The organism is Lacinutrix algicola (assembly GCF_001418085.1).
Lineage (GTDB): Bacteria > Bacteroidota > Bacteroidia > Flavobacteriales > Flavobacteriaceae > Lacinutrix > Lacinutrix algicola.
In genome coordinates this window covers 13,536-33,713 of record NZ_LIQH01000021.1, presented here as the reverse complement: position 1 = coordinate 33,713, position 20,178 = coordinate 13,536, and the positions used below count along the sequence as shown (strand labels likewise).

The window sequence follows — 20,178 nt, the reverse complement described above, 5'->3', positions numbered from 1 at the left end:
TTATGGGAAAGATAACAGGATTTTTAGAGTTTAAGCGTGAGAACGAAACTTATATAGCGCCAGAAAAACGCATAGAAAATTACAAAGAATTTACGGTTCCGTTACCAGAAGATCATTTGAAAGATCAAGGCGCACGTTGTATGGATTGCGGAATTCCGTTTTGCCATAGTGGTTGTCCGCTTGGGAATTTAATTCCAGATTTTAACGATAAAGTTTACAAAGGAAAATGGAAAGAAGCTGCTGAAATCTTACACAAAACCAACAACTTCCCAGAGTTTACAGGACGTTTATGCCCAGCACCTTGCGAAGAAGCTTGTGTACTTGGTATTAATGAAGACCCAGTAACTATAGAAAATATTGAAAAAAACATAGTAGAAACCGCCTTTAATGAAGGTTGGATTACTGCACAACCACCAAAAGTTAGAACCGAAAAAACCATTGCTGTTATTGGCTCTGGACCAGCGGGATTAGCTGCTGCACAACAATTAAACCGAGCAGGACACACGGTTACTGTTTTTGAACGTGACGAAAAAGTAGGAGGCTTATTACGTTATGGTATCCCAGATTTTAAAATGGAAAAAACCGTAATTGACAGACGTGTTGCTGTTTTAGAAGAAGAAGGTATTATTTTTAAAACCAATGCACATGTTGGCAAAAACATAGATGCCAACCAACTTAAAGATGACTTTGATGCTGTTGTGTTATGTGGAGGTGCAACCGTAAGACGAAGCATTCCTATACCTGGAGCAGACTTAAAAGGCGTGACTCAAGCGATGGATTTTTTGAAACTAAATAATCAATACGTGGATGGTTTAGTGGATTTTAAAGACGTGATTTCTGCAAAAGGAAAGGACATTATCGTAATTGGTGGTGGAGATACAGGAAGTGATTGTATCGGAACGTCTAATCGTCATGGCGCAACCTCTGTGACTAATTTTGAGATTTTAAGCAAACCTTCTGAAGGTCGTCCAGCAAATCAACCTTGGCCTTACTGGCCTATGAAGTTAAAAACAACCTCATCGCACCAAGAAGGAGTCGAGCGTTTTTTTAGCATTTCTACTAAAGCATTTATTGGCGATAAAAAAGGAAACTTAACAGGCTTAAAAACGGTTGAAGTCGAATGGCTTTTTACTCCAGGAGAACGACCACAACTTAAAGAAGTCCCAAATACTGAAAAAGAATGGAAATGCGACATCGCATTATTAGCACTTGGATTTACAGGCGCTGAAAAAACTTTAGCTGATCAGTTTGGTTTAAAAATGGATTTTAGAACGAATATTGAAGCTACAACAAAAGATTACAAAACAAATATCCCTGGCGTTTTTGCAGCTGGAGATATGCGTCGTGGACAATCGTTAATTGTTTGGGCTATTTCTGAAGGAAGACAAGCTGCACATCATATTGACACCTATTTAATGGGAGAATCGTGTTTACCTTTAAAGGATGATAGCGATTTGCCTCGTGTTTAATATATGGAAAGTCGCTTAAGCTAAAAAAGCAAACTACTAAACTCAATTAAGAAGATTGCTTCGTGCCTCGCAATGACACACAACACGTCATTGCGAGGAAGTACGACGAAGTAATCAATTTAACTGAAACAAAACAATAGAAAACAATACTTAAATACAATCAAAAGATTGCTTCGTTCCTCGCAATGACAGACAGCACGTCATTACGAGGAGGCACGACGAAGTAATCTGTTTAAAAAAATCTAAAACGTGCCAAGTAAACTATTTGATATATTTAGAAAGATTGATCCGCTCCTAGCACTGACAGCAATAATCAGAAACTAAACAACCAACCATCACCTAAATCCTTCCAATTAGGATTTTCTAAATTAATTAAGCCTTCCTTCCTTTTCCTATTGCCTGCTTTTAATTGTTTCTCTCTAATAATTGCCAAATTAATATCATCAAATTCTTCGAAATAAACTAGTTTATCACAATTATACCTTGATGCAAAACCTTTATAAACCTTTGTTTTATGTTGATATATGCGTTTTATTAGATGACTTGTTACACCTATATAAATTACAGTATTGTTTTTATTAGTCAAAAAATAAATATGAGATTTTTTCATATTTAAAGATAGAGATTTTGGTTTATACCCTATTGTTTTTTCGAAATAAACCTTGATTTACTGATGATTAACAGATAAAACTGAAGAGATTGCTTCGTTCCTCGCAATGACATACAGCACGTCATTACGAGGAGGTACGACGAAGTAATCTGTTTAACTGAAACAAAAAACACGAGAAAAAATACTTAAATACACTCAAAAGATTGCTTCGTTCCTCGCAATGACACACAGCACGTCATTACGAGGAGGTACGACGAAGTAATCTGTTTAATTAAAGAAAGAAAACTCTTTAAATCAAAAATTTTACAAAATTAGAGAGATTGCTTCGTTCCTCGCAATGATGAAAATAATGTTACTCAGGATATTTACCTCTAATCCCATCCAAACACAAATTACCAATGCTACCAATATGGCTATGTTTTTTAGAAGTATCTGGTTTATAAGTTCCATCTTCTACTTCACCTCCAATTTTTTGATACGCTTCTCTAAAAGGCATGCCTCCCACAACTAAAGTATTGATATTATCTACCGTAAATAGATATTGATACTTAGCATCATTCAAGTCAATATCTTTTACAACAACTTGCTGAATGGCGTAATTAAAAATATCTAATAAGTCTTTTACATCTTCAATTGCTGCAATAATATTTTCCTTTAATAACTGAAAATCTCTGTGATAGCCACTCGGTAAATTATTAGTAATCAACACCATTTCGGTATGCAATGCTTGAATCTTATTAGCTTTCCCTCTAATTAATTCAAACACATCAGGATTCTTTTTATGTGGCATAATACTGCTTCCAGTCGTTAACTCATCAGGAAAAGCAATAAAGCCAAAATTCTGACTATTATACACGCAAATATCCATTGCAAAACGCGCCAAAGTATTACATACACTACCTAAAGCTAAAGCGATTGTTCGCTCGCTTTTCCCTCTACTCATTTGTGCTGCAACAACGTTGTATTTTAAAGTTGAAAAGTTTAATTCTTTTGTGGTTAATTCTCTGTCAATAGGAAACGAACTTCCGTAACCTGCTGCAGAACCTAATGGATTTTGATCTACGGTCTTCAAGGCTGCATTTAACAAGTATACATCATCAATTAAAACCTCAGCATATGCAGAAAACCACAACCCAAATGAAGATGGCATTGCCACTTGTAAATGCGTATAACCAGGAAGCAAAGATTCTTTATGCGTTTCAGCCAAACCTAAAAGCGTATCAAAAAACGTTTTTGTTTTCTGATTGATTTCCTTTAAATTGTCTTTATAATATAACTGAAGCGCCACCAAAACCTGATCGTTTCTAGAACGTGCGGTATGGATTTTCTTTCCGACATCACCTAAGGTTTTTGTTAATTCATATTCAATTTTAGAATGCACATCTTCAAAGGACGCTTCAATAACAAAAGTTCCGTTTTCTATAGTTTCCGCAATAGCGTGTAAACCATTTTTAAGCTGCTGCAGTTCTTCCGAAGAAATAATGCCAATAGACTCCAACATTATTGCATGCGCTAAAGATGCTTGCACATCGTACTTTGCAATATGTAGGTCAATTTCTCTATCGTTTCCAACGGTAAATTGTTCTATTTTTTTATCGATACTTATTCCTTTATCCCAGAGTTTCATAATTTATTTTTTATTGTCATTGCGAGGAAGAATGACGAAGCAATCTGTTCCTTAACCATGAGATTGCTTCACTATGTTCGCAATGACGTTTCACTTTTTTTACAGTACTTTTTCCAATAATTCAATATATATTTTAATCCCTTCATCAATCTCATTTAAGTAAATAAACTCGTCAGCAGAATGTGATCGCGTGCTATCTCCAGGTCCTAATTTTAAGGAAGGACAACTCAACACTGCTTGATCTGATAAGGTTGGCGAACCATAGGTGTTTCTTCCAATTTCTATTCCTGCAATTACCAATGGATGGTCGATTGGAATGGATGACGAATTTAATTTTATGCTACGCGGAATAATACTATCACAAGGCGCTTCCTTTTGCAAAATACCGACAATATCTTGGTTAGAATATTTATCATTTACACGGACATCAACCACTAGTTTTACATCTGCAGGAACTGCATTATGTTGCTTTCCTGCGTTGATTTGTGTAACGGTCAACTTTACCTCTCCCAAAGCTTCCGACGTCTTATCAAACGTGCAATTTTTAAACCATTCTAATACCGGAATTGTTTTATAAATCGCATTATTGTGATTTGGATGTGCAGCATGACTCGGCGTTCCTTTTACGATTGCATCAAACACGACTAAGCCTTTTTCAGCAACAGCCAAATTCATTAAAGTCGGCTCTCCAACAATAGCAACATCCACTTTTGGAATGACTGACAACATACTATTTAACCCATTTTCTCCGCTACTTTCCTCTTCTGCGGAAGCGACAATTACCAAATTATAATTTAGGCCTTTTTTATCATAGAAATAAGCAAACGTTGCCAACAAACCCACCAAACAACCTCCAGCATCATTACTACCTAAACCATATAATTTTCCGTCTTCAACAATAGCTTTAAATGGATCTTTAGTGTAACCATTATTGGGTTTTACCGTATCATGATGAGAGTTTAACAATAGCGTTGGTTTGCTATCGTCAAAATATTTATTGGTTGCCCAAACATTATGATTGGTTCTTTTAAAAGGGATACCTTGTTGCACAAACCAATGCTCAATATGCGCTGCTGTCGGACCTTCTTCCGAAGAGAACGACTGCGTTTCTATCAATTGTTTTAATAAAGCAATTGCTCTTGTTGTTAGTTTTTCTATCATTTTGAAATGGTTGTGTGTTTATTATTTTTATCGAAAAGCATTTCTGATTTACCAATACAAACTTTTTGAACTTGATTATTTACAGCATGAAAACAGTTATTTAATTTTGGCAGCATGCCTTCATAAATAATACCATTTTCAATTAACGGTTGGTAGGTTTTAGTGTTGATGTTTTGGATAATAGAATCGTCATTATTTACGTCTTCTAAAACGCCATTTTTTTCGAAGCAATAATATAATTCAGTTTTATATTTTGTTGCGAAACCAATTGCTAATTCGGAAGCAATCGTATCTGCATTTGTGTTTAATAATTGTCCGTTTTTATCATGTGTAATGGCGCAAAACACAGGTGTAATCGCATTGTTTAAAAGAATTTCTAACGTTTCAGTATTTACGTGTTTAACATCTCCTGCAAAACCATAATCAATAGGTTTTGATGGTCTTAAATCTGAAACTATCGTGTTACCATCCGCTCCTGAAAAACCAATAGCATTACAATTATTGGCTTGTAATTGCGCGACTATAGTTTTATTGATTTTTCCAGCATATACCATTGTAATAATATCTAAAGTTACCTGATCGGTTACGCGTCTTCCGTCAATCATTTTAACCTCAACTTGCATTTGTTGCGCTAATTTGGTTGCTAATTTCCCACCTCCATGCACTAAAATTTTAGGAGTATCTATAGTCGCGAATGCTTTTAGGAAACTCTGTAAAGCGTTATCATCATCGATGATGTTCCCTCCAATTTTTATGATTTTTAGTGTTTTCATACGTATTCTTCTTTTGATGTGATGCTGAAATGAATTCAGCACAACCAAGTTATCTGTTTCAATTAAAAGATTGCCTCAATCGTTCCTCATTCGCAATGACGTTTACAACTCCTCCAAAATCTGTTTCAATACAATTTGCGCAGCAAAAGTCCTATTATTTGCTTGTTTAATTACAACAGAATTATCACTATCCAAAACCGCATCTTCCACAACCACATTACGTCTTACAGGTAAACAATGCATAAATTTTGCATTACCCAACTTGGCTTTTGTCATCATCCAATTCTCATCTTGACTCAGTACTTTTCCGTAGTCATTATAATTACTCCAGTTTTTAACATACACAAAATCTGCATCTTTCAAAGCCTCTTCCTGATCGTGATTTATTGGTGTGTTTTTCGTGATCGCTTCGCTTAACTCATAACCTTCAGGATGTGTTATGGTTAAATCTACATCCATATTTTGCATCATTTCTACAAACGAATTCGCAACTGCTTGTGGCAACTCCTTTGGATGTGGTGCCCACGACAAGACTACTTTTGGTTTCATTTTTTTAGATAATTCAATAATAGTAATTGCATCTGCCAATGCTTGTAAAGGATGTGCAGTTGCACTTTCCATATTTACAATTGGCACTGTTGCGTATTTTACAAAGCTGTTCATCACAAATTCACTTTCATCCTTTGTCTTATCTGTTAAACTTGGGAATGCTCTAACAGCAATCACATCTCCATATTGCGAAATCACTTGCGCTGCTTCTTTAATATGTTCTGACGTGTTTGCATTCATGATTGTACCATCTTCAAATTCTAAGTTCCATGCGTCATTAACATTTAAAATCATCACATCCATTCCTAAGTTCTTTGCTGCTTTTTCTGTGCTTAATCGCGTACGTAAACTGGAATTAAAAAACAGCATGACTAATGTTTTATGTTTTCCCAAATCTTCGAATTTAAAAGGATTCTTTTTTAGTAAAATCGCGTCCTTTATGGTTTCTTGAAGATTTGATATGTCTTTTATTTTTGTGTAATCTTTCATGTATTTATTATTCTCGTCTCGCTGAATGACTTTAATTCTTATTGTTATGTGATTCTGAGACCAGTTCAGAATGACGTTTCTCAAGCTAGTCTTGCAACTCACTTTTTAAAGCCTCAAAAAACAAATCGACATGTTCTTTTTTGATGGTTAAAGGCGGAAGAATTCGTAATAAATTAGGATTCTTCGCGCTTCCTGTAAATATCTTATGATCAAAAATTAGCTTTTTACGTAGTTCAGCAATCGGAAAATCAAATTCCAATCCCAACATTAAACCGCGTCCTTTTATGTTTTTAATTGCCGAAATTCCTTTTGCTTTCTCAACAAAATAAGCTGAGATATCTTTAGCATTTTGCATTAAATTTTCTTCTTTAATTACTTCCAAAACAGTAGAAGACGCCACACACGCCAAGTGATTCCCACCAAAAGTGGTTCCCAACAAACCAAAAGACGCTTTAATATTTGGATGAATTAAAATCCCACCAATCGGAAAACCATTCCCCATACCTTTAGCAATCGAAATAATATCAGGCATCACATTATATTTCTGAAATGCAAAGAAATCACCAGTTCTACCAAAACCAGATTGCACCTCATCCGCAATAAAACACGTATTGTATTTTTCGCATAACTCATCCAAGCCTTCGTAGAATTCCGTAGTACTTTCATCCAATCCGCCAACACCTTGAATACACTCAATAATTACAGCGCAAACATCATTTTTAGCCAATGCTTTTTCCACACCTTTTAAGTCTCCTAATTCTAGAATTTCAACCTCTTGCTGAGCATTAATTGGCGCGATAATCTTCGCGTTATCTGTTGCTGCAACTGCTGCAGAAGTACGACCATGAAAGCCATTTTTAAAAGCAATTATCTTTTTCTTTCCATTATGGAAGGATGCTAATTTTAAAGCATTTTCGTTAGCTTCTGCTCCAGAATTACATAAAAACAACTCGTAGTCTTTACAACCTGATAATTGCTCTAATTTATTTGCTAATTGCACTTGTAATGGATTTTGAATCGAATTACTATAAAACCCTAATTTGGCAACTTGATCAGAAATTGCAGCCACATATTTTGGATGCGAATGCCCAATAGAAATCACAGCATGTCCACCATATAAATCCAAATATTTGGTCTCATTTTCATCATAAACAAAGACATCTACAGCCTTTACTGGTGTGATATCAAATAATGGATACACATTAAATAAACTCATATCTGCTCTTCTTTTATAGTATTAATCTTGTTAAACGAGGCAATCATACCTTGTATCAAAGACGAACTCAATCCTTTGTGTTCCATCTCATTCAAACCTTCAATCGTACACCCTTTTGGAGTCGTTACTCTGTCTATTTCCTCTTCCGGATGATTCCCATTGGTAATCAATAAACTTGCAGCACCTTCACTGGTATACATCGCTAATTCTTGCGCTTCTTTAGCATCAAAACCTAACTGAATAGCAGCCTGCGTTGTTGCTCTAATTAGACGCATCCAAAAGGCCACACCACTTGCGCAAACCACAGTTGCTGCTTGCATTTGACTTTCCGGAATACTTAACGAATGTCCTAAACGATTAAAAATAGCTTCAGCGATTTTAATACGTTTTGCACCTTGCACATTACTGCACAAACACGTCATGGATTTCCCAACTGCAATTGCGGTATTTGGCATCGCACGAATGATAAATTTATCAGCACCAACTTGCGCTTCAATCTTAGGAATTAGAAAACCCGTAATAGTCGAAATCAGCACATGCTTCTCTGTTAATTCCGGCTTAATATCATTTAATATTTGCTCAAAATGTGCTGGTTGCACTGCAAAAATGATGATATCAGATTGTTTTACAGCTTCGGTATTATCCGTTGTTAAATGCACATTTTTATAACCATCAAATTCTTGAATCTCATCCAAATTCCGTTTGGTTAAATACAAACTAGTAATCGCATTGTTGGTAATCAAACCTTTTGCGATAGACTTTCCTAAGTTTCCTGTTCCTATAATTGCTATTTTCATTTGTTCGATTTTATTGTTTGGGCGTTACCACAAGGGTCGCGTTTTCCGTTATATCTTTTTTGCCTTGTTCTCGATACAAATTTGCTCATGCTTCACAAATTCACTCGAACTGACGTCAAAAAAGGATGCCACTTCAATCGCTAACGCAGCTGCAGTACTTTTAAAAATAAGTTGCTTTCAATTTTAAACCTTCTGTTTCATCAAAACCAAACATTAAGTTCATGTTTTGAACAGCTTGTCCCGAAGCCCCTTTTAATAAATTATCAATGATACTTGTCACCAATAATTTGTCTTCATGTTTATGTAAATGAAGAATACACTTATTGGTGTTTACTACTTGTTTTAAGTGAATCTCATCATCCGAAACCACAGTAAAAGCAGCATCTTTATAAAACGCGTTATACAATGCTTTTGCGTCTTCCAAACTTCCTTTAAACTTAGTGTACATGGTTGCGAAAATTCCTCTAGAAAAATCACCACGATTTGGCATAAAGTTGATATCCGAATTAAAGTCTGACTGCAACAATTTCACCGATTGATTAATCTCTCCTAAATGTTGATGCGTAAATGCTTTATAATGCGAAAAGTTATTATCTCGCCACGTAAAATGTGTGGTTGCGGATAACGATGTTCCTGCGCCTGTCGCTCCTGTAACCGCATTAATATGCACATCGTTTTGCAATACTTCAGCTTCAGCTAAAGGCAATAATGCCAACTGAATCGCAGATGCAAAACACCCTGGATTTGCAATGTAATTCGCTTTTTTAATCGCTTCTTTATTTAATTCTGGCAAACCATAAACAAACGTTTTGCTATCAAAAATGGTGTCTTTAGTTAATCTAAAATCATTACTTAAATCAATAATTTTAGTTTCAGCAGAAAATGAATTCTTCACTAAAAATGCTTTAGAATTCCCGTGACCTAAACACAGAAACAACACCTCTACTTCAGAGTTAATTTGACTTGAAAACTCCAAATCTGTACTACCAATTAAATCTTGATGTACTTTAGATATTTTGTTACCAGCATTGGACGTACTGTAAATAAAATTGATGTTAGTTTTTGGATGATTTAACAACAATCTAATAAGTTCTCCTGCTGTATAACCTGCACCTCCAATGATTCCTATTTCTAATTTTTTCATGTCTATTTCCCTCGAAAATGGGAATATTTTAGTTCAACTGACTTCAGACCTGTCAGGTTTTTAAAACCTAACAGGTCTCATTCAATTAATTATTTACTTGTTGATAAATCTTATTTTGATTACCAACTATTTTGATAAAGCCTTTAGCCTCCTCAGCAGTCCAACCTTTATTTTCTTCGCCATAACTTCCAAACTTTGCATTCATTAAATCATGTTTAGAGCTAATTCCGTCTACGGTAAAACGGTATGGTTTTAAGGTCACAAAAACATCTCCCGACACTTTGTCTTGGCTACTTTGCAAAAAGGCTTCCATGTCTCGCATTACAGGATCTAAATATTGCCCTTCATGCAAATGCATTCCGTAGAAATTTGACATATAATCCTTGTGTTGTAATTGCCATTTAGTCAACGTATGCTTTTCTAATAAATGATGCGCTTTTATAATCACCAAAGCTCCTGCAGCCTCAAAACCAACACGACCTTTAATACCAACTATTGTATCTCCAACGTGAATATCTCTTCCAATAGCATACCCAGACGCCAAGTTATTTAAGGCTTCAATATTTACGTCTGATACGTTTTCAACTCCGTTTACAGCAACCAATTCACCTTTCAAAAAGGTTAATGTCACTTTTTCGTCTTCCGCATGTTTTAATTGAGAAGGATAAGCACTTTCTGGTAATGGCTTTTCTGATGTTAATGTTTCTTCTCCACCAACACTTGTTCCCCAAAGCCCTTTATTAACAGAATATTTTGCCTTTTCCCAAGAAGCTTCGATACCGTTTTCTTTTAAGTAATCAATTTCTTGTTGTCTGCTTAAACTTCCGTCTCTAATTGGCGTGATGATTTTAATATGTGGCGCTAACGTTTGAAAAATCATATCAAAACGTACTTGATCATTTCCAGCTCCCGTGCTTCCGTGTGCGATATATTCCGCATCAATACTTTTTGCATATTCGATAATTTCGATTGCTTGAATAATACGTTCTGCACTAACAGACAACGGATAGGTATTGTTCTTCAAAACATTTCCGAAGATTAAATACTTAATCACTTTATCATAATACGAGGCAATTGCGTCAATATTTTTATAGGTTGACACACCCATTTTATAGGCATTAGCTTCGATAGTTTTAATTTCTTCATCAGAAAAACCACCCGTATTTACGCTTACCGCATGCACATCGTAACCTGCTTTACTTAAACTTACTGCACAATAGGATGTATCTAATCCGCCACTATATGCTATGACTAATTTCCCCTTTCTGTCACTCTCTGACATCTTTCCCAAAGAGAAAGCATTATCGGATTTATTCGCTTTTTTCATTCTTTTCTTTTTTTAAAAACATAGATTGCTTAATATTTTTCAATCTGGTCCATACTTTTTTATCATGATTATTTGCGACTGGTTTTGTTGCTTCCTTTTTAGAAGGATCATACAACATTCCTGTACACAAGCACATTTTTTGTTCAGTCCTGGTTAAAACATCAAAGTTTTTACAGGTTTGACAACCATTCCAAAAGGATTGATCGTCTGTTAATTCTGAAAACGTCACTGGTTTATAGCCTAAGTCGCTATTCATTTTCATAACCGCTAAACCTGTAGTGATACTAAATACTTTAGCATCCGGAAACTTGGTTCTAGAATGCACAAATATTTTCTGTTTGATTTGTTTAGCTAAGCCAATGTTTCTAAAATCTGGATGTACAATTAATCCAGAATTAGCTACAAATTTACCATGACCCCATTGTTCGATATAACAAAATCCTGCAAATTTATCGCCCTCTAATGCGATAACAGCATTGCCATTTTCCATTTTGGTAATAACATATTCCGGCTTACGTTTTGCAATCCCAGTTCCTCTAACTTGAGCAGCGTCAGCAATAGTGTTGCAAATAATATCTGCGTAAATACTATGCGATTTATCAGCAATAACAATTTCCATTGTAATTGAATTTTAAATTAAAAAATGTAATAATTTTTGTTTTTGAAAGCAGAACCGGACTCACCTTAGTTCTATAAATAGAAGTACACCCTAAGGGCGACGACGGAAAATTGGACGTAGGGTTATCCTGTTATTATTTCTAATAACTGTATTTAAAAAAGAAACTATTTGTATTGAATTGTTCACTGTTTGAAAAAAAATAAAAACTATTAACTAAAAGCTTGAAGTATGCGTATTAGCGACGTCGTCTGCGCGCTGGCAAACTTGTGGGTCTTTCGTTTTTATTTAGTGATGTAAACATGGTGCAAACGTATAATTTAATTTGATACAAAACGTGATTTTGTGTCATTTTTGATGAATTTTTACGAATTTGAAAGTATTTAAGGTCATAATTATCAAAATCACACTAAAAACTGAAATAAATCTGGCTTATCATTTAGATAATCTCCATAAAAATTATGACGTTTCATTTTAGTAATTAATGGCTCTAAATCGTTTGGAGATTTTAACTCAATTCCAACTACTGCAACATCATTTTCACGATTGGCTTTTTTAGTGTATTCAAAATGAGTAATATCATCTGTATCACCCAAAATATCAACAACAAAATCTCTTAATGCTCCTGAACGTTGCGGAAACTTAACAATAAAATAGTGCTTTAAATCAGCATACAATAGCGCGCGCTCTTTGATTTCGGCAGTCCGTGTAATATCGTTATTACTTCCGCTAATAACACAAACTACATTTTTACCTTTAATTTCTTCTTTAAAATATTCTAAAGCAGATAAACTTAAAACCCCTGCAGGCTCTGCTACAATCGCTTCTTTATTGTATAAATCTAAAATGGTTTGGCAAATCTTACCTTCATCTACAGTAACCACACGATGTAATGTCTCTTTACAAATAGCAAAATTTAAATCACCAACACGCTTGACCGCTGCACCATCGACAAAACTATCGATCTCATCTAACTCGGTGTTTTTATTATTTCTTATAGACGTTAACATGGAAGGTGCCCCTTTTGGCTCCACACCTATAATTTTTGTGTGTGGTGATAATAACTTAAAAACAGACGACAAGCCTGAAGATAAACCACCACCTCCAATAGGCACAAAAACGTAATCTATTGGATGAAACTCCGTTTGATCTATAATCTCTAGACCAACCGTTGCTTGACCTTCAATAACTTTTTTATCATTAAACGGATGAATAAACGCTTTGTTTAAACGTTCGCAATCCTCCATTGCGGCATGATACGCATCATCAAACGTATCGCCCACTAATACTACTTCTATATAATCCTCTCCGAACATTTTAACCTGTTCCACCTTTTGATTTGGTGTTGGAGAAGGCATAAAAATAGTCCCTTTTATTTTTAATAATTTACAAGACAATGCCACACCTTGCGCATGATTTCCTGCACTTGCACATACAATTCCTTTTTCTGCTTCTGCTTCAGTTAAAGACGACATTTTATTATAAGCCCCTCTAATTTTATAAGACCGTACTTGCTGCAAGTCTTCGCGTTTAAACATGATATTTGCTTCAAATTGCTTTGAATATCGCATGTTTGAAATTAAAGGCGTTACGGTAGCAACGCCTCTTAATTTTTCGGCAGCAGCCTCAACAGCTTCTAAAGTGGGCCTGTATGTTGTTTTGGTTTCTTCCATATTTATTTCCCACGACAGTGGAAATATTTTTGTGTTATAAATGAAACACTTTGACTGTGTTTGATATGACCTCTTTTATAGCTTTTACGCTAAAACTGATGCTGCTGTTTTAACATCTGATTTTATAATCTTCATTGCTGTCATTGCAGCTCTTAATCGTTTTCCGACTGCTTCGATTGGATGATTTCTAATCGCATCGTTTACTGCTATTAATTCGATATTATCAACCCCTGTTGTTGCAGAAAATGATTTACCAATTATATCTGTTTCAACCGTTTTCATAAAATCTGTTAATAACGGTTTACAAGCATGGTCAAATAAATAACACCCATATTCTGCTGTATCAGAAATGACTCTGTTCATTTCAAATAATTTTTTTCTAGCAATTGTATTCGCTATTAATGGTAACTCGTGAAGCGACTCGTAATATGCAGAATCAGCAATAATTCCCGCACTTACCATCGTTTCGTACGCCAGTTCCACACCAGATTTTACAAATGCTACTAATAATGTTCCGTGATCAAAATACTCTTGTTCAGAAATATGATCCGGAGTTAATGCTGTTTTCTCAAAAGCAGTTTCGCCAGTTGCAGCTCTCCATTTTAAAAGATTCACATCATCATTTGCCCAATCTTCCATCATTGTTTCTGAAAAATGACCAGAGATAATATCGTCCATATGCTTTTCGAATAACGGACGCATGATATCTTTTAATTCTTCTGATAATTGATACGCTTTAATTTTTGCTGGATTAGATAAACGATCCATCATATTTGTAATTCCACCATGCTTTAAGGCTTCCGTAATAGTCTCCCAACCAAACTGAATTAATTTTCCAGCATAACCAGGTTCAATACCTTCTGCAACCATTTTATCGAATGACAAAATGGCTCCTGTTTGAAGTAAACCACATAAAATAGTTTGCTCTCCCATTAAATCACTTTTCACCTCAGCAACAAAAGACGATTCCAACACTCCTGCACGATGACCACCAGTTGCAGCAGCATAAGCTTTTGCCTGAGCCCAACCTTTATTTTCTGGGTCGTTTTCTGGATGCACAGCAATTAATGTTGGCACACCAAAACCACGTTTATACTCTTCTCTAACTTCTGTTCCTGGACACTTTGGAGCAACCATAATTACGGTAATATCCTCTCTTACTTTTGTACCTTCTTCAACAATATTAAATCCATGAGAATAGCTTAATGTTGCGCCTTTTTTCATTAAAGGCATTACCGCTTTTACCACGTTTGTGTGTTGCTTATCTGGTGTTAAATTCAATACTAAATCTGCAGTAGGAATTAACTCGTCATAAGTCCCAACAGTAAATCCGTTAGAATTAGCGTTTTTAAAAGACTCACGCTGTTCATCAATCGCAACCTGTCTTAATGTATACGAAATATCTAAACCAGAATCTCTCATGTTTAAACCTTGGTTTAAACCTTGTGCACCACAACCAACAATTACAATTTTTTTTCCTTTTAATGCATTTACACCATCTTCAAACTCTGAAGCATCCATGAATCTACATTTACCTAATTGATCTAATTGATTTCTTAATGATAATGTGTTAAAGTAATTTGACATTGTATTGTTTTTTAATGTTGGAATGCTTCTAGCATTGTTGATATTTTCATTTCTTCTTTAGATACTGCAATACGTCCTGAACGTGTAAATTGCATGATCCCAAAAGCACTTAACTCTCTATGTAATAATTCGATTTCCTCTTTTCGTCCTGATTTTTCAATCACAAAAAACTCACGATTTACTGTCACAATTCTTGCGTTACTTTCTTTAATAATATTCTGAATTTGACGCTCATCAAATAACAAAGCTGATCTCATTTTAAAAATGCAAGACTCTTGATAAATAATCTCGTCTTCTGTGTGATAATAAGCCTTAATAACCTCGACTTGCTTTTCTATCTGACCTATAATTTTTTTAATATTATCTTCAGTCATATTTATCACAATCGTAAATCTAGACACACTTTCAATTTCTGACGGCGACGTATTTAAGCTCTCTATATTGATATGTCTTCTTTGGAATATTGCTGAAATTCTATTCAACAACCCTATATTGTTTTCAGTATAAACAGATACTGTATATAATTGTTTTTCTGCGCTCATATTATTCTAGTCTTACTTCTGAAACTGATGCTCCTGTTGGTATCATCGGGAACACTTTACCTTCTTTTTCTACACAAACCTCTAAAAAATAAGGGCCATCTGTGTTTATCATTTTAGCCACAGCGTCCTTTAAGTCTTCACGTTTTGTTACTTTCTCTGCTGGAATAAAATAACCTTTTGCTATAGCAACAAAATCTGGATTTGTCATTTCGGTAGATGCATAGCGCCTATCAAAAAACATCTCTTGCCATTGCCTAACCATACCCAAAAACTCATTATTTAAAACCACGATTTTAACGCCTGCTTTTTGCTGAAAAATGGTGCCTAATTCTTGAATAGTCATTTGATAACCACCATCTCCAGAAATAGAAATGACCTCACGATCTGGAGCTGCCATTTTTGCTCCAATTGCAGCAGGCAGACCAAAGCCCATTGTCCCTAAACCACCAGATGTAATGTTACTTCTCGTTTTATTGAAGTTAGCATAACGACAAGCGATCATTTGGTGTTGCCCAACATCTGTTACAATAGCCGCATCACCTTTGGTCTGGATATTAATTTCTTTTAACACCTCAGCCATTGTCAACCCTTCCTTTGTAGGATGTAAATCGTGCTTTATGACTTTTTCATATTCGATAGCATATAAATCCTTGAACTTTTGATGCCATTCTGGATATGTTTTTTCTTCTAAAAGTGGCAATAAGGCGGCTAAACTTTCTTTAGAATCACCTAAAACAGCCACATCTGTTTTTACATTTTTATCTATTTCGGCTGGATCAATATCAAAATGAATCACTTTTGCCTGTTTAGCGTACGTGGATAAACTTCCAGTAACACGATCGTCAAAACGCATACCGATTGCAATTAACACATCACAGTCATTAGTTAATACATTTGGTGCATAATTACCATGCATACCAACCATACCAATGTTTAAAGGATGGGAGGTTGGAATTGCTCCTGCTCCCAAAATAGTCCAAGCAGAAGGGATTCCTGCTTTTTCGACTACAGCTTTAAATTCGGCTTCAGCTTCACCTAAAATAACACCTTGCCCCCAAACAATCATCGGTTTTTTTGCTGCATTAATTAATTTTGCAGCAGCTTCAACCGAAGTCTGGTCTAATTTTGGAATCGGAATATAACTTCTGACCCCTTTACATTTTTCGTATTTAAAATCGAACTCTTCAAACTGAGCATCCTTTGTAATATCTATTAAAACAGGTCCTGGACGTCCACTTCTAGCAATATAAAAGGCTTTAGCCATTGCTTCCGGAATCTGTGAAGCTTTGGTAACCTGACAATTCCATTTGGTGACTGGCGTAGAAATACCAACGATATCCGTCTCCTGAAACGCATCACTACCCAATAAATGCGAAGCCACTTGACCTGTAATACAGACCATTGGCGTACTATCTATTTGGGCATCTGCGATACCCGTAATTAAGTTTGTAGCTCCTGGTCCTGACGTTGCTATTGCAACACCAACTTTACCAGAAATACGCGCATAACCTTGTGCCGAATGTGTTGCACCTTGCTCATGACGTGTTAGTACATGATGAATTTTATCTTGATACTTATAAAGCTCGTCATAAACAGGCATTATTGCTCCTCCAGGATAACCGTAAAGGATATCAACTCCTTCGGCTAACAAACACCTGATAACCGCTTCGCTACCAGAAATACGCTCTGTAGTTTGCGTTGTGTTTGTTTCTTTTTTTATTGTTTTTGTATCCATATTAATCTTGTTAGGATTATTATATTTCTTGTTTAAAACTCGTCAGTAACACATCCTTTTGATGCAGATGATACGGTTTTAGCATATTTATACAACACACCTCTTTTAAATTTTAAATCTGGTGCTTTCCATGATTGTCTTCTTTTTTGTAATTCTTGATCTGAAACTTCTAAAACAATACTATTAGTTTCAGCATCAATAGTAATTACATCTCCATCTTTTACAAGTGCTAGATTCCCTCCTTCTTGTGCTTCAGGAGTAATATGCCCTACAACAAAACCATGTGTTCCTCCAGAAAAACGTCCGTCTGTAATTAGTGCGACATCTTTACCCAAACCTGCTCCCATAATTGCAGCAGTTGGCTTTAACATTTCTGGCATTCCTGGACCTCCTTTTGGACCTTCGTATCTTATGACTACCACATCTCCTTTTTCTACTAATCCGTCTCTTATACCATCATTTGCAGCATATTCGCCTTCAAAAACTTTTGCTTTACCTTTAAATTTCAAACCTTCTTTTCCCGTTATTTTAGCAACACTTCCTTCGGTTGCTAAATTTCCATAAAGCATTCTTAAATGTCCAGAAATTTTAATAGGATCTTCTATTGACTTAATAACATCTTGACCTTCGGTTAAATCGGCAACATCTAATAAATTTTCAGCAATTGTTTTTCCTGTAACAGTTAAACAATCACCGTGAAGCATTCCTTTTTTAAGCAGGTATTTCATAACTGCAGGAATTCCGCCAACAGCATGAACATCTTCCATTAGGTATTTTCCACTAGGTTTTAAATCGGCTAAAAATGGTGTATTATCACTTATATCTTGAAAATCTTTAAGTGTAAAATCTATTTGAGCAGCTCTTGCAATTGCTAAAAAGTGTAATACTGCGTTAGTAGAACCTCCTAAAATAGTTACTAATCGTACTGCGTTTTCTAGCGATTTTCTAGTAATTATATCACTTGGTTTTATATCTTTTTCTAAAAGCAATCTTAAGGCTTCACCTGCTCTAACCGACTCTTCTTTTTTAGCACCGCTTAGCGCAGGATTAGAAGAATTAAAAGGCAACGTCATCCCTAAAGCCTCAATTGCAGAAGCCATAGTATTTGCTGTATACATTCCTCCACAAGCTCCAGCACCTGGACATGCTTTTTCAACAATGTTTTGATATTCTGTTTCTTCCATGGTTCCAGCAACCTTGCTTCCCCAAGCTTCGAAAGCAGAAACGACATCTAATTTTTGTCCGTTATGACAACCAGAATCTATAGTTCCTCCATACACCAAAACACTGGGCCTATTTAAACGAATCATAGCTATTAATGCGCCAGGCATATTTTTATCGCAACCTACAACAGTAATTAAACCATCGTAACTCATAGCTTGCACTACCGTTTCCATAGAATCTGCAATAATATCTCGAGACGGTAACGAATAACGCATTCCTGGAGTACCCATAGAAATACCGTCACTAACCCCAATAGTATTAAAAATCAGACCGATAATATCTTTATTTTTTGTTCCCTCCTTAACTAATTTTGCTAAATCATTAAGATGCATATTGCATGGATTACCCTCATAACCTGTACTCGCAATACCTATAATAGGTTTAAAAAAATCCTCTTTAGTCAATCCAATAGCATGAAGCATAGCTTGGGCTGCTGGTTGTGTTGGATCTTGCGTTACTGTTTTACTGTATTTGTTTAATTGACTCATATCTTTATTTGATAAATCGAAAGTACTTCTTTGCTTTTCTTTGATAATTAGCAGTTCTTATTTTTACTCTAAATCCAACATCAGCGACACATAATTAAGCCATTGATTACTAAGCACTTAAGCAAGTTCTTTTATGATGCCCAATTACCTTATTTTTTTATATAAAAAAAGCCTTCCAAAAAGGAAGGCTTTAAATAAATCATATATTTTAATTCATCATAGCATTCCCTGACTTCGTGAAATAATCACGATGCGAATAATAGAAATGATATTAATGACTTGTTTTTTCATTGATACCCCAAATATTAGAAATTATTTTTTGGTTTCCTAAATCAAATAATAAAAAACAAAAAATGGTATATTAGCTTGTTAGAAAAAAATAAAAATACAAGATGAGTAATAAAGATCAATTTATGAAAGAAGCTGTAAACGCAGCTTTAAAAGGAATGAACAACAACGAAGGTGGGCCATTTGGTTGTGTCGTTGTTAAAGACGGAAAAATTGTAGGACGTGGAAACAATAAAGTAACCTCTACTAACGATCCAACTGCACATGCAGAGGTTACAGCTATTAGAGATGCTTGTAAAAATTTAGACTCGTTTCAATTAGATGGTTGCGAAATATACACTTCTTGTGAACCTTGTCCAATGTGTTTAGGCGCTATTTACTGGGCTAGACCAGACAAAGTATATTACGGAAGCAATCAAGTAGATGCTGCCAATATTGGTTTTGATGACGAATTTATTTATAAAGAAATTCCATTACCATACTCAGAAAGAAGTATCCCGTTTGAGCAATTAGCGCGCGAAATTGCATTAGAGCCTTTTCAAGAATGGACTAAAAAAATTGACAAAACTGAATACTAAATAAACAATTACGTCAGTTCGAGTGTTTGAACTTATTCATCGAAATGTATCGAGAACCTTTAAACAACAAAAAACTTCTTGATGTTTGTGTTAAATCCAGTCTAAGTATAAAATTTACAAAAGAGATTTCACTCGAAGTGACGCTATTTTAACACTATTCTTTTTAGTTAATATTCCGATTTCCTTTTTAGCTAATAATTGTTCTAAATTAAAATGGAGATTCTTAGGAAGCTTAATATACTCAGCAATAATGGAAGTATATTATACTCTAGGCGAAACTATTTT

17 protein-coding genes are annotated in these 20,178 nt (G+C 35.1%); 2 read left to right on the top strand and 15 right to left on the bottom strand.

Going from position 1 to position 20,178, the window contains the following annotated elements; all coding sequences use genetic code 11:
* Positions 1 to 2: 2 nt before the first annotated feature.
* The gene (locus ASC41_RS01675) at positions 3 to 1,469 is read left to right on the top strand and encodes a glutamate synthase subunit beta (protein ID WP_055434908.1); all 1,467 of its coding nucleotides are present in this window, start codon (positions 3 to 5) and stop codon (positions 1,467 to 1,469) included.
* Between the two features lie 313 nt (positions 1,470 to 1,782).
* Here the strand turns inward: ASC41_RS01675 and ASC41_RS01670 are convergent, their stop codons facing one another.
* From ASC41_RS01670 to ilvD, 15 genes are all read right to left on the bottom strand, one after another.
* Positions 1,783 to 2,079 (bottom strand): GIY-YIG nuclease family protein, encoded by a 297-nt coding sequence (locus ASC41_RS01670; RefSeq protein ID WP_055434907.1) that lies wholly within the window; start codon positions 2,077 to 2,079, stop codon positions 1,783 to 1,785.
* Positions 2,080 to 2,431: 352 nt separating this feature from the next.
* Complete coding sequence (gene argH / locus ASC41_RS01665; protein WP_055434906.1) at positions 2,432 to 3,706, bottom strand: argininosuccinate lyase; 1,275 nt, start codon at positions 3,704 to 3,706, stop codon at positions 2,432 to 2,434.
* A 99-nt stretch (positions 3,707 to 3,805) separates the two neighbouring features.
* Positions 3,806 to 4,867 (bottom strand): M20 family metallo-hydrolase, encoded by a 1,062-nt coding sequence (locus tag ASC41_RS01660; protein ID WP_055434905.1) that lies wholly within the window; start codon positions 4,865 to 4,867, stop codon positions 3,806 to 3,808.
* The gene (argB, locus tag ASC41_RS01655; protein WP_193786888.1) at positions 4,864 to 5,640 is read right to left on the bottom strand and encodes an acetylglutamate kinase; all 777 of its coding nucleotides are present in this window, start codon (positions 5,638 to 5,640) and stop codon (positions 4,864 to 4,866) included. Before argB ends, ASC41_RS01660 begins: the two co-directional genes overlap by 4 nt.
* Before the next feature lie 102 nt (positions 5,641 to 5,742).
* Positions 5,743 to 6,678 (bottom strand): N-acetylornithine carbamoyltransferase, encoded by a 936-nt coding sequence (locus tag ASC41_RS01650; protein WP_055435066.1) that lies wholly within the window; start codon positions 6,676 to 6,678, stop codon positions 5,743 to 5,745.
* A gap of 85 nt (positions 6,679 to 6,763) precedes the next feature.
* Positions 6,764 to 7,894 carry an aspartate aminotransferase family protein gene (locus ASC41_RS01645; protein WP_055434904.1) on the bottom strand — a complete coding sequence of 377 codons (1,131 nt, stop codon included), beginning with the start codon at positions 7,892 to 7,894 and terminating at the stop codon, positions 6,764 to 6,766.
* A complete protein-coding gene (gene proC / locus ASC41_RS01640) occupies positions 7,891 to 8,691 on the bottom strand; it encodes a pyrroline-5-carboxylate reductase (RefSeq protein ID WP_055434903.1) in 801 nt (266 codons plus the stop codon). Before proC ends, ASC41_RS01645 begins: the two co-directional genes overlap by 4 nt.
* 160 nt (positions 8,692 to 8,851) lie before the next feature.
* A complete protein-coding gene (gene argC, locus ASC41_RS01635; protein ID WP_055434902.1) occupies positions 8,852 to 9,835 on the bottom strand; it encodes an N-acetyl-gamma-glutamyl-phosphate reductase in 984 nt (327 codons plus the stop codon).
* An 85-nt stretch (positions 9,836 to 9,920) separates the two neighbouring features.
* On the bottom strand, positions 9,921 to 11,117 hold the full coding sequence (locus ASC41_RS01630; protein WP_055435065.1) for an argininosuccinate synthase: 1,197 nt from the start codon (positions 11,115 to 11,117) through the stop codon (positions 9,921 to 9,923).
* Between the two features lie 28 nt (positions 11,118 to 11,145).
* Positions 11,146 to 11,781, bottom strand: coding sequence for a GNAT family N-acetyltransferase (locus ASC41_RS01625; RefSeq protein ID WP_055434901.1), 636 nt, complete (start codon positions 11,779 to 11,781; stop codon positions 11,146 to 11,148).
* A 401-nt stretch (positions 11,782 to 12,182) separates the two neighbouring features.
* On the bottom strand, positions 12,183 to 13,451 hold the full coding sequence (ilvA, locus tag ASC41_RS01620) for a threonine ammonia-lyase IlvA (protein WP_055434900.1): 1,269 nt from the start codon (positions 13,449 to 13,451) through the stop codon (positions 12,183 to 12,185).
* A gap of 84 nt (positions 13,452 to 13,535) precedes the next feature.
* Positions 13,536 to 15,038, bottom strand: coding sequence for a ketol-acid reductoisomerase (gene ilvC / locus ASC41_RS01615; protein ID WP_055434899.1), 1,503 nt, complete (start codon positions 15,036 to 15,038; stop codon positions 13,536 to 13,538).
* A gap of 11 nt (positions 15,039 to 15,049) precedes the next feature.
* Positions 15,050 to 15,580, bottom strand: coding sequence for an acetolactate synthase small subunit (ilvN, locus tag ASC41_RS01610; protein WP_055434898.1), 531 nt, complete (start codon positions 15,578 to 15,580; stop codon positions 15,050 to 15,052).
* A gap of 1 nt (position 15,581) precedes the next feature.
* A complete protein-coding gene (gene ilvB, locus ASC41_RS01605; protein ID WP_055434897.1) occupies positions 15,582 to 17,315 on the bottom strand; it encodes a biosynthetic-type acetolactate synthase large subunit in 1,734 nt (577 codons plus the stop codon).
* 32 nt (positions 17,316 to 17,347) lie between these two features.
* Entirely contained in the window at positions 17,348 to 19,027 is a 1,680-nt protein-coding gene (gene ilvD, locus ASC41_RS01600; protein WP_055434896.1) for a dihydroxy-acid dehydratase, read from the bottom strand.
* A gap of 392 nt (positions 19,028 to 19,419) precedes the next feature.
* Between ilvD and ASC41_RS01595 the strand changes: the two genes are divergently transcribed.
* Complete coding sequence (locus ASC41_RS01595) at positions 19,420 to 19,893, top strand: nucleoside deaminase (protein WP_055434895.1); 474 nt, start codon at positions 19,420 to 19,422, stop codon at positions 19,891 to 19,893.
* Positions 19,894 to 20,178 lie beyond the last annotated feature (285 nt).

Coding starts and splice junctions, on each gene's coding strand:
- ASC41_RS01675 (WP_055434908.1), top strand. CDS start 3: ATGGGAAAGATAACAGGATTTTTAGAGTTTAAGCGTGAGAACGAAACT.
- ASC41_RS01670 (WP_055434907.1), bottom strand. CDS start 2,079: ATGAAAAAATCTCATATTTATTTTTTGACTAATAAAAACAATACTGTA.
- argH (WP_055434906.1), bottom strand. CDS start 3,706: ATGAAACTCTGGGATAAAGGAATAAGTATCGATAAAAAAATAGAACAA.
- ASC41_RS01660 (WP_055434905.1), bottom strand. CDS start 4,867: ATGATAGAAAAACTAACAACAAGAGCAATTGCTTTATTAAAACAATTG.
- argB (WP_193786888.1), bottom strand. CDS start 5,640: ATGAAAACACTAAAAATCATAAAAATTGGAGGGAACATCATCGATGAT.
- ASC41_RS01650 (WP_055435066.1), bottom strand. CDS start 6,678: ATGAAAGATTACACAAAAATAAAAGACATATCAAATCTTCAAGAAACC.
- ASC41_RS01645 (WP_055434904.1), bottom strand. CDS start 7,894: ATGAGTTTATTTAATGTGTATCCATTATTTGATATCACACCAGTAAAG.
- proC (WP_055434903.1), bottom strand. CDS start 8,691: ATGAAAATAGCAATTATAGGAACAGGAAACTTAGGAAAGTCTATCGCA.
- argC (WP_055434902.1), bottom strand. CDS start 9,835: ATGAAAAAATTAGAAATAGGAATCATTGGAGGTGCAGGTTATACAGCA.
- ASC41_RS01630 (WP_055435065.1), bottom strand. CDS start 11,117: ATGTCAGAGAGTGACAGAAAGGGGAAATTAGTCATAGCATATAGTGGC.
- ASC41_RS01625 (WP_055434901.1), bottom strand. CDS start 11,781: ATGGAAATTGTTATTGCTGATAAATCGCATAGTATTTACGCAGATATT.
- ilvA (WP_055434900.1), bottom strand. CDS start 13,451: ATGGAAGAAACCAAAACAACATACAGGCCCACTTTAGAAGCTGTTGAG.
- ilvC (WP_055434899.1), bottom strand. CDS start 15,038: ATGTCAAATTACTTTAACACATTATCATTAAGAAATCAATTAGATCAA.
- ilvN (WP_055434898.1), bottom strand. CDS start 15,580: ATGAGCGCAGAAAAACAATTATATACAGTATCTGTTTATACTGAAAAC.
- ilvB (WP_055434897.1), bottom strand. CDS start 17,315: ATGGATACAAAAACAATAAAAAAAGAAACAAACACAACGCAAACTACA.
- ilvD (WP_055434896.1), bottom strand. CDS start 19,027: ATGAGTCAATTAAACAAATACAGTAAAACAGTAACGCAAGATCCAACA.
- ASC41_RS01595 (WP_055434895.1), top strand. CDS start 19,420: ATGAGTAATAAAGATCAATTTATGAAAGAAGCTGTAAACGCAGCTTTA.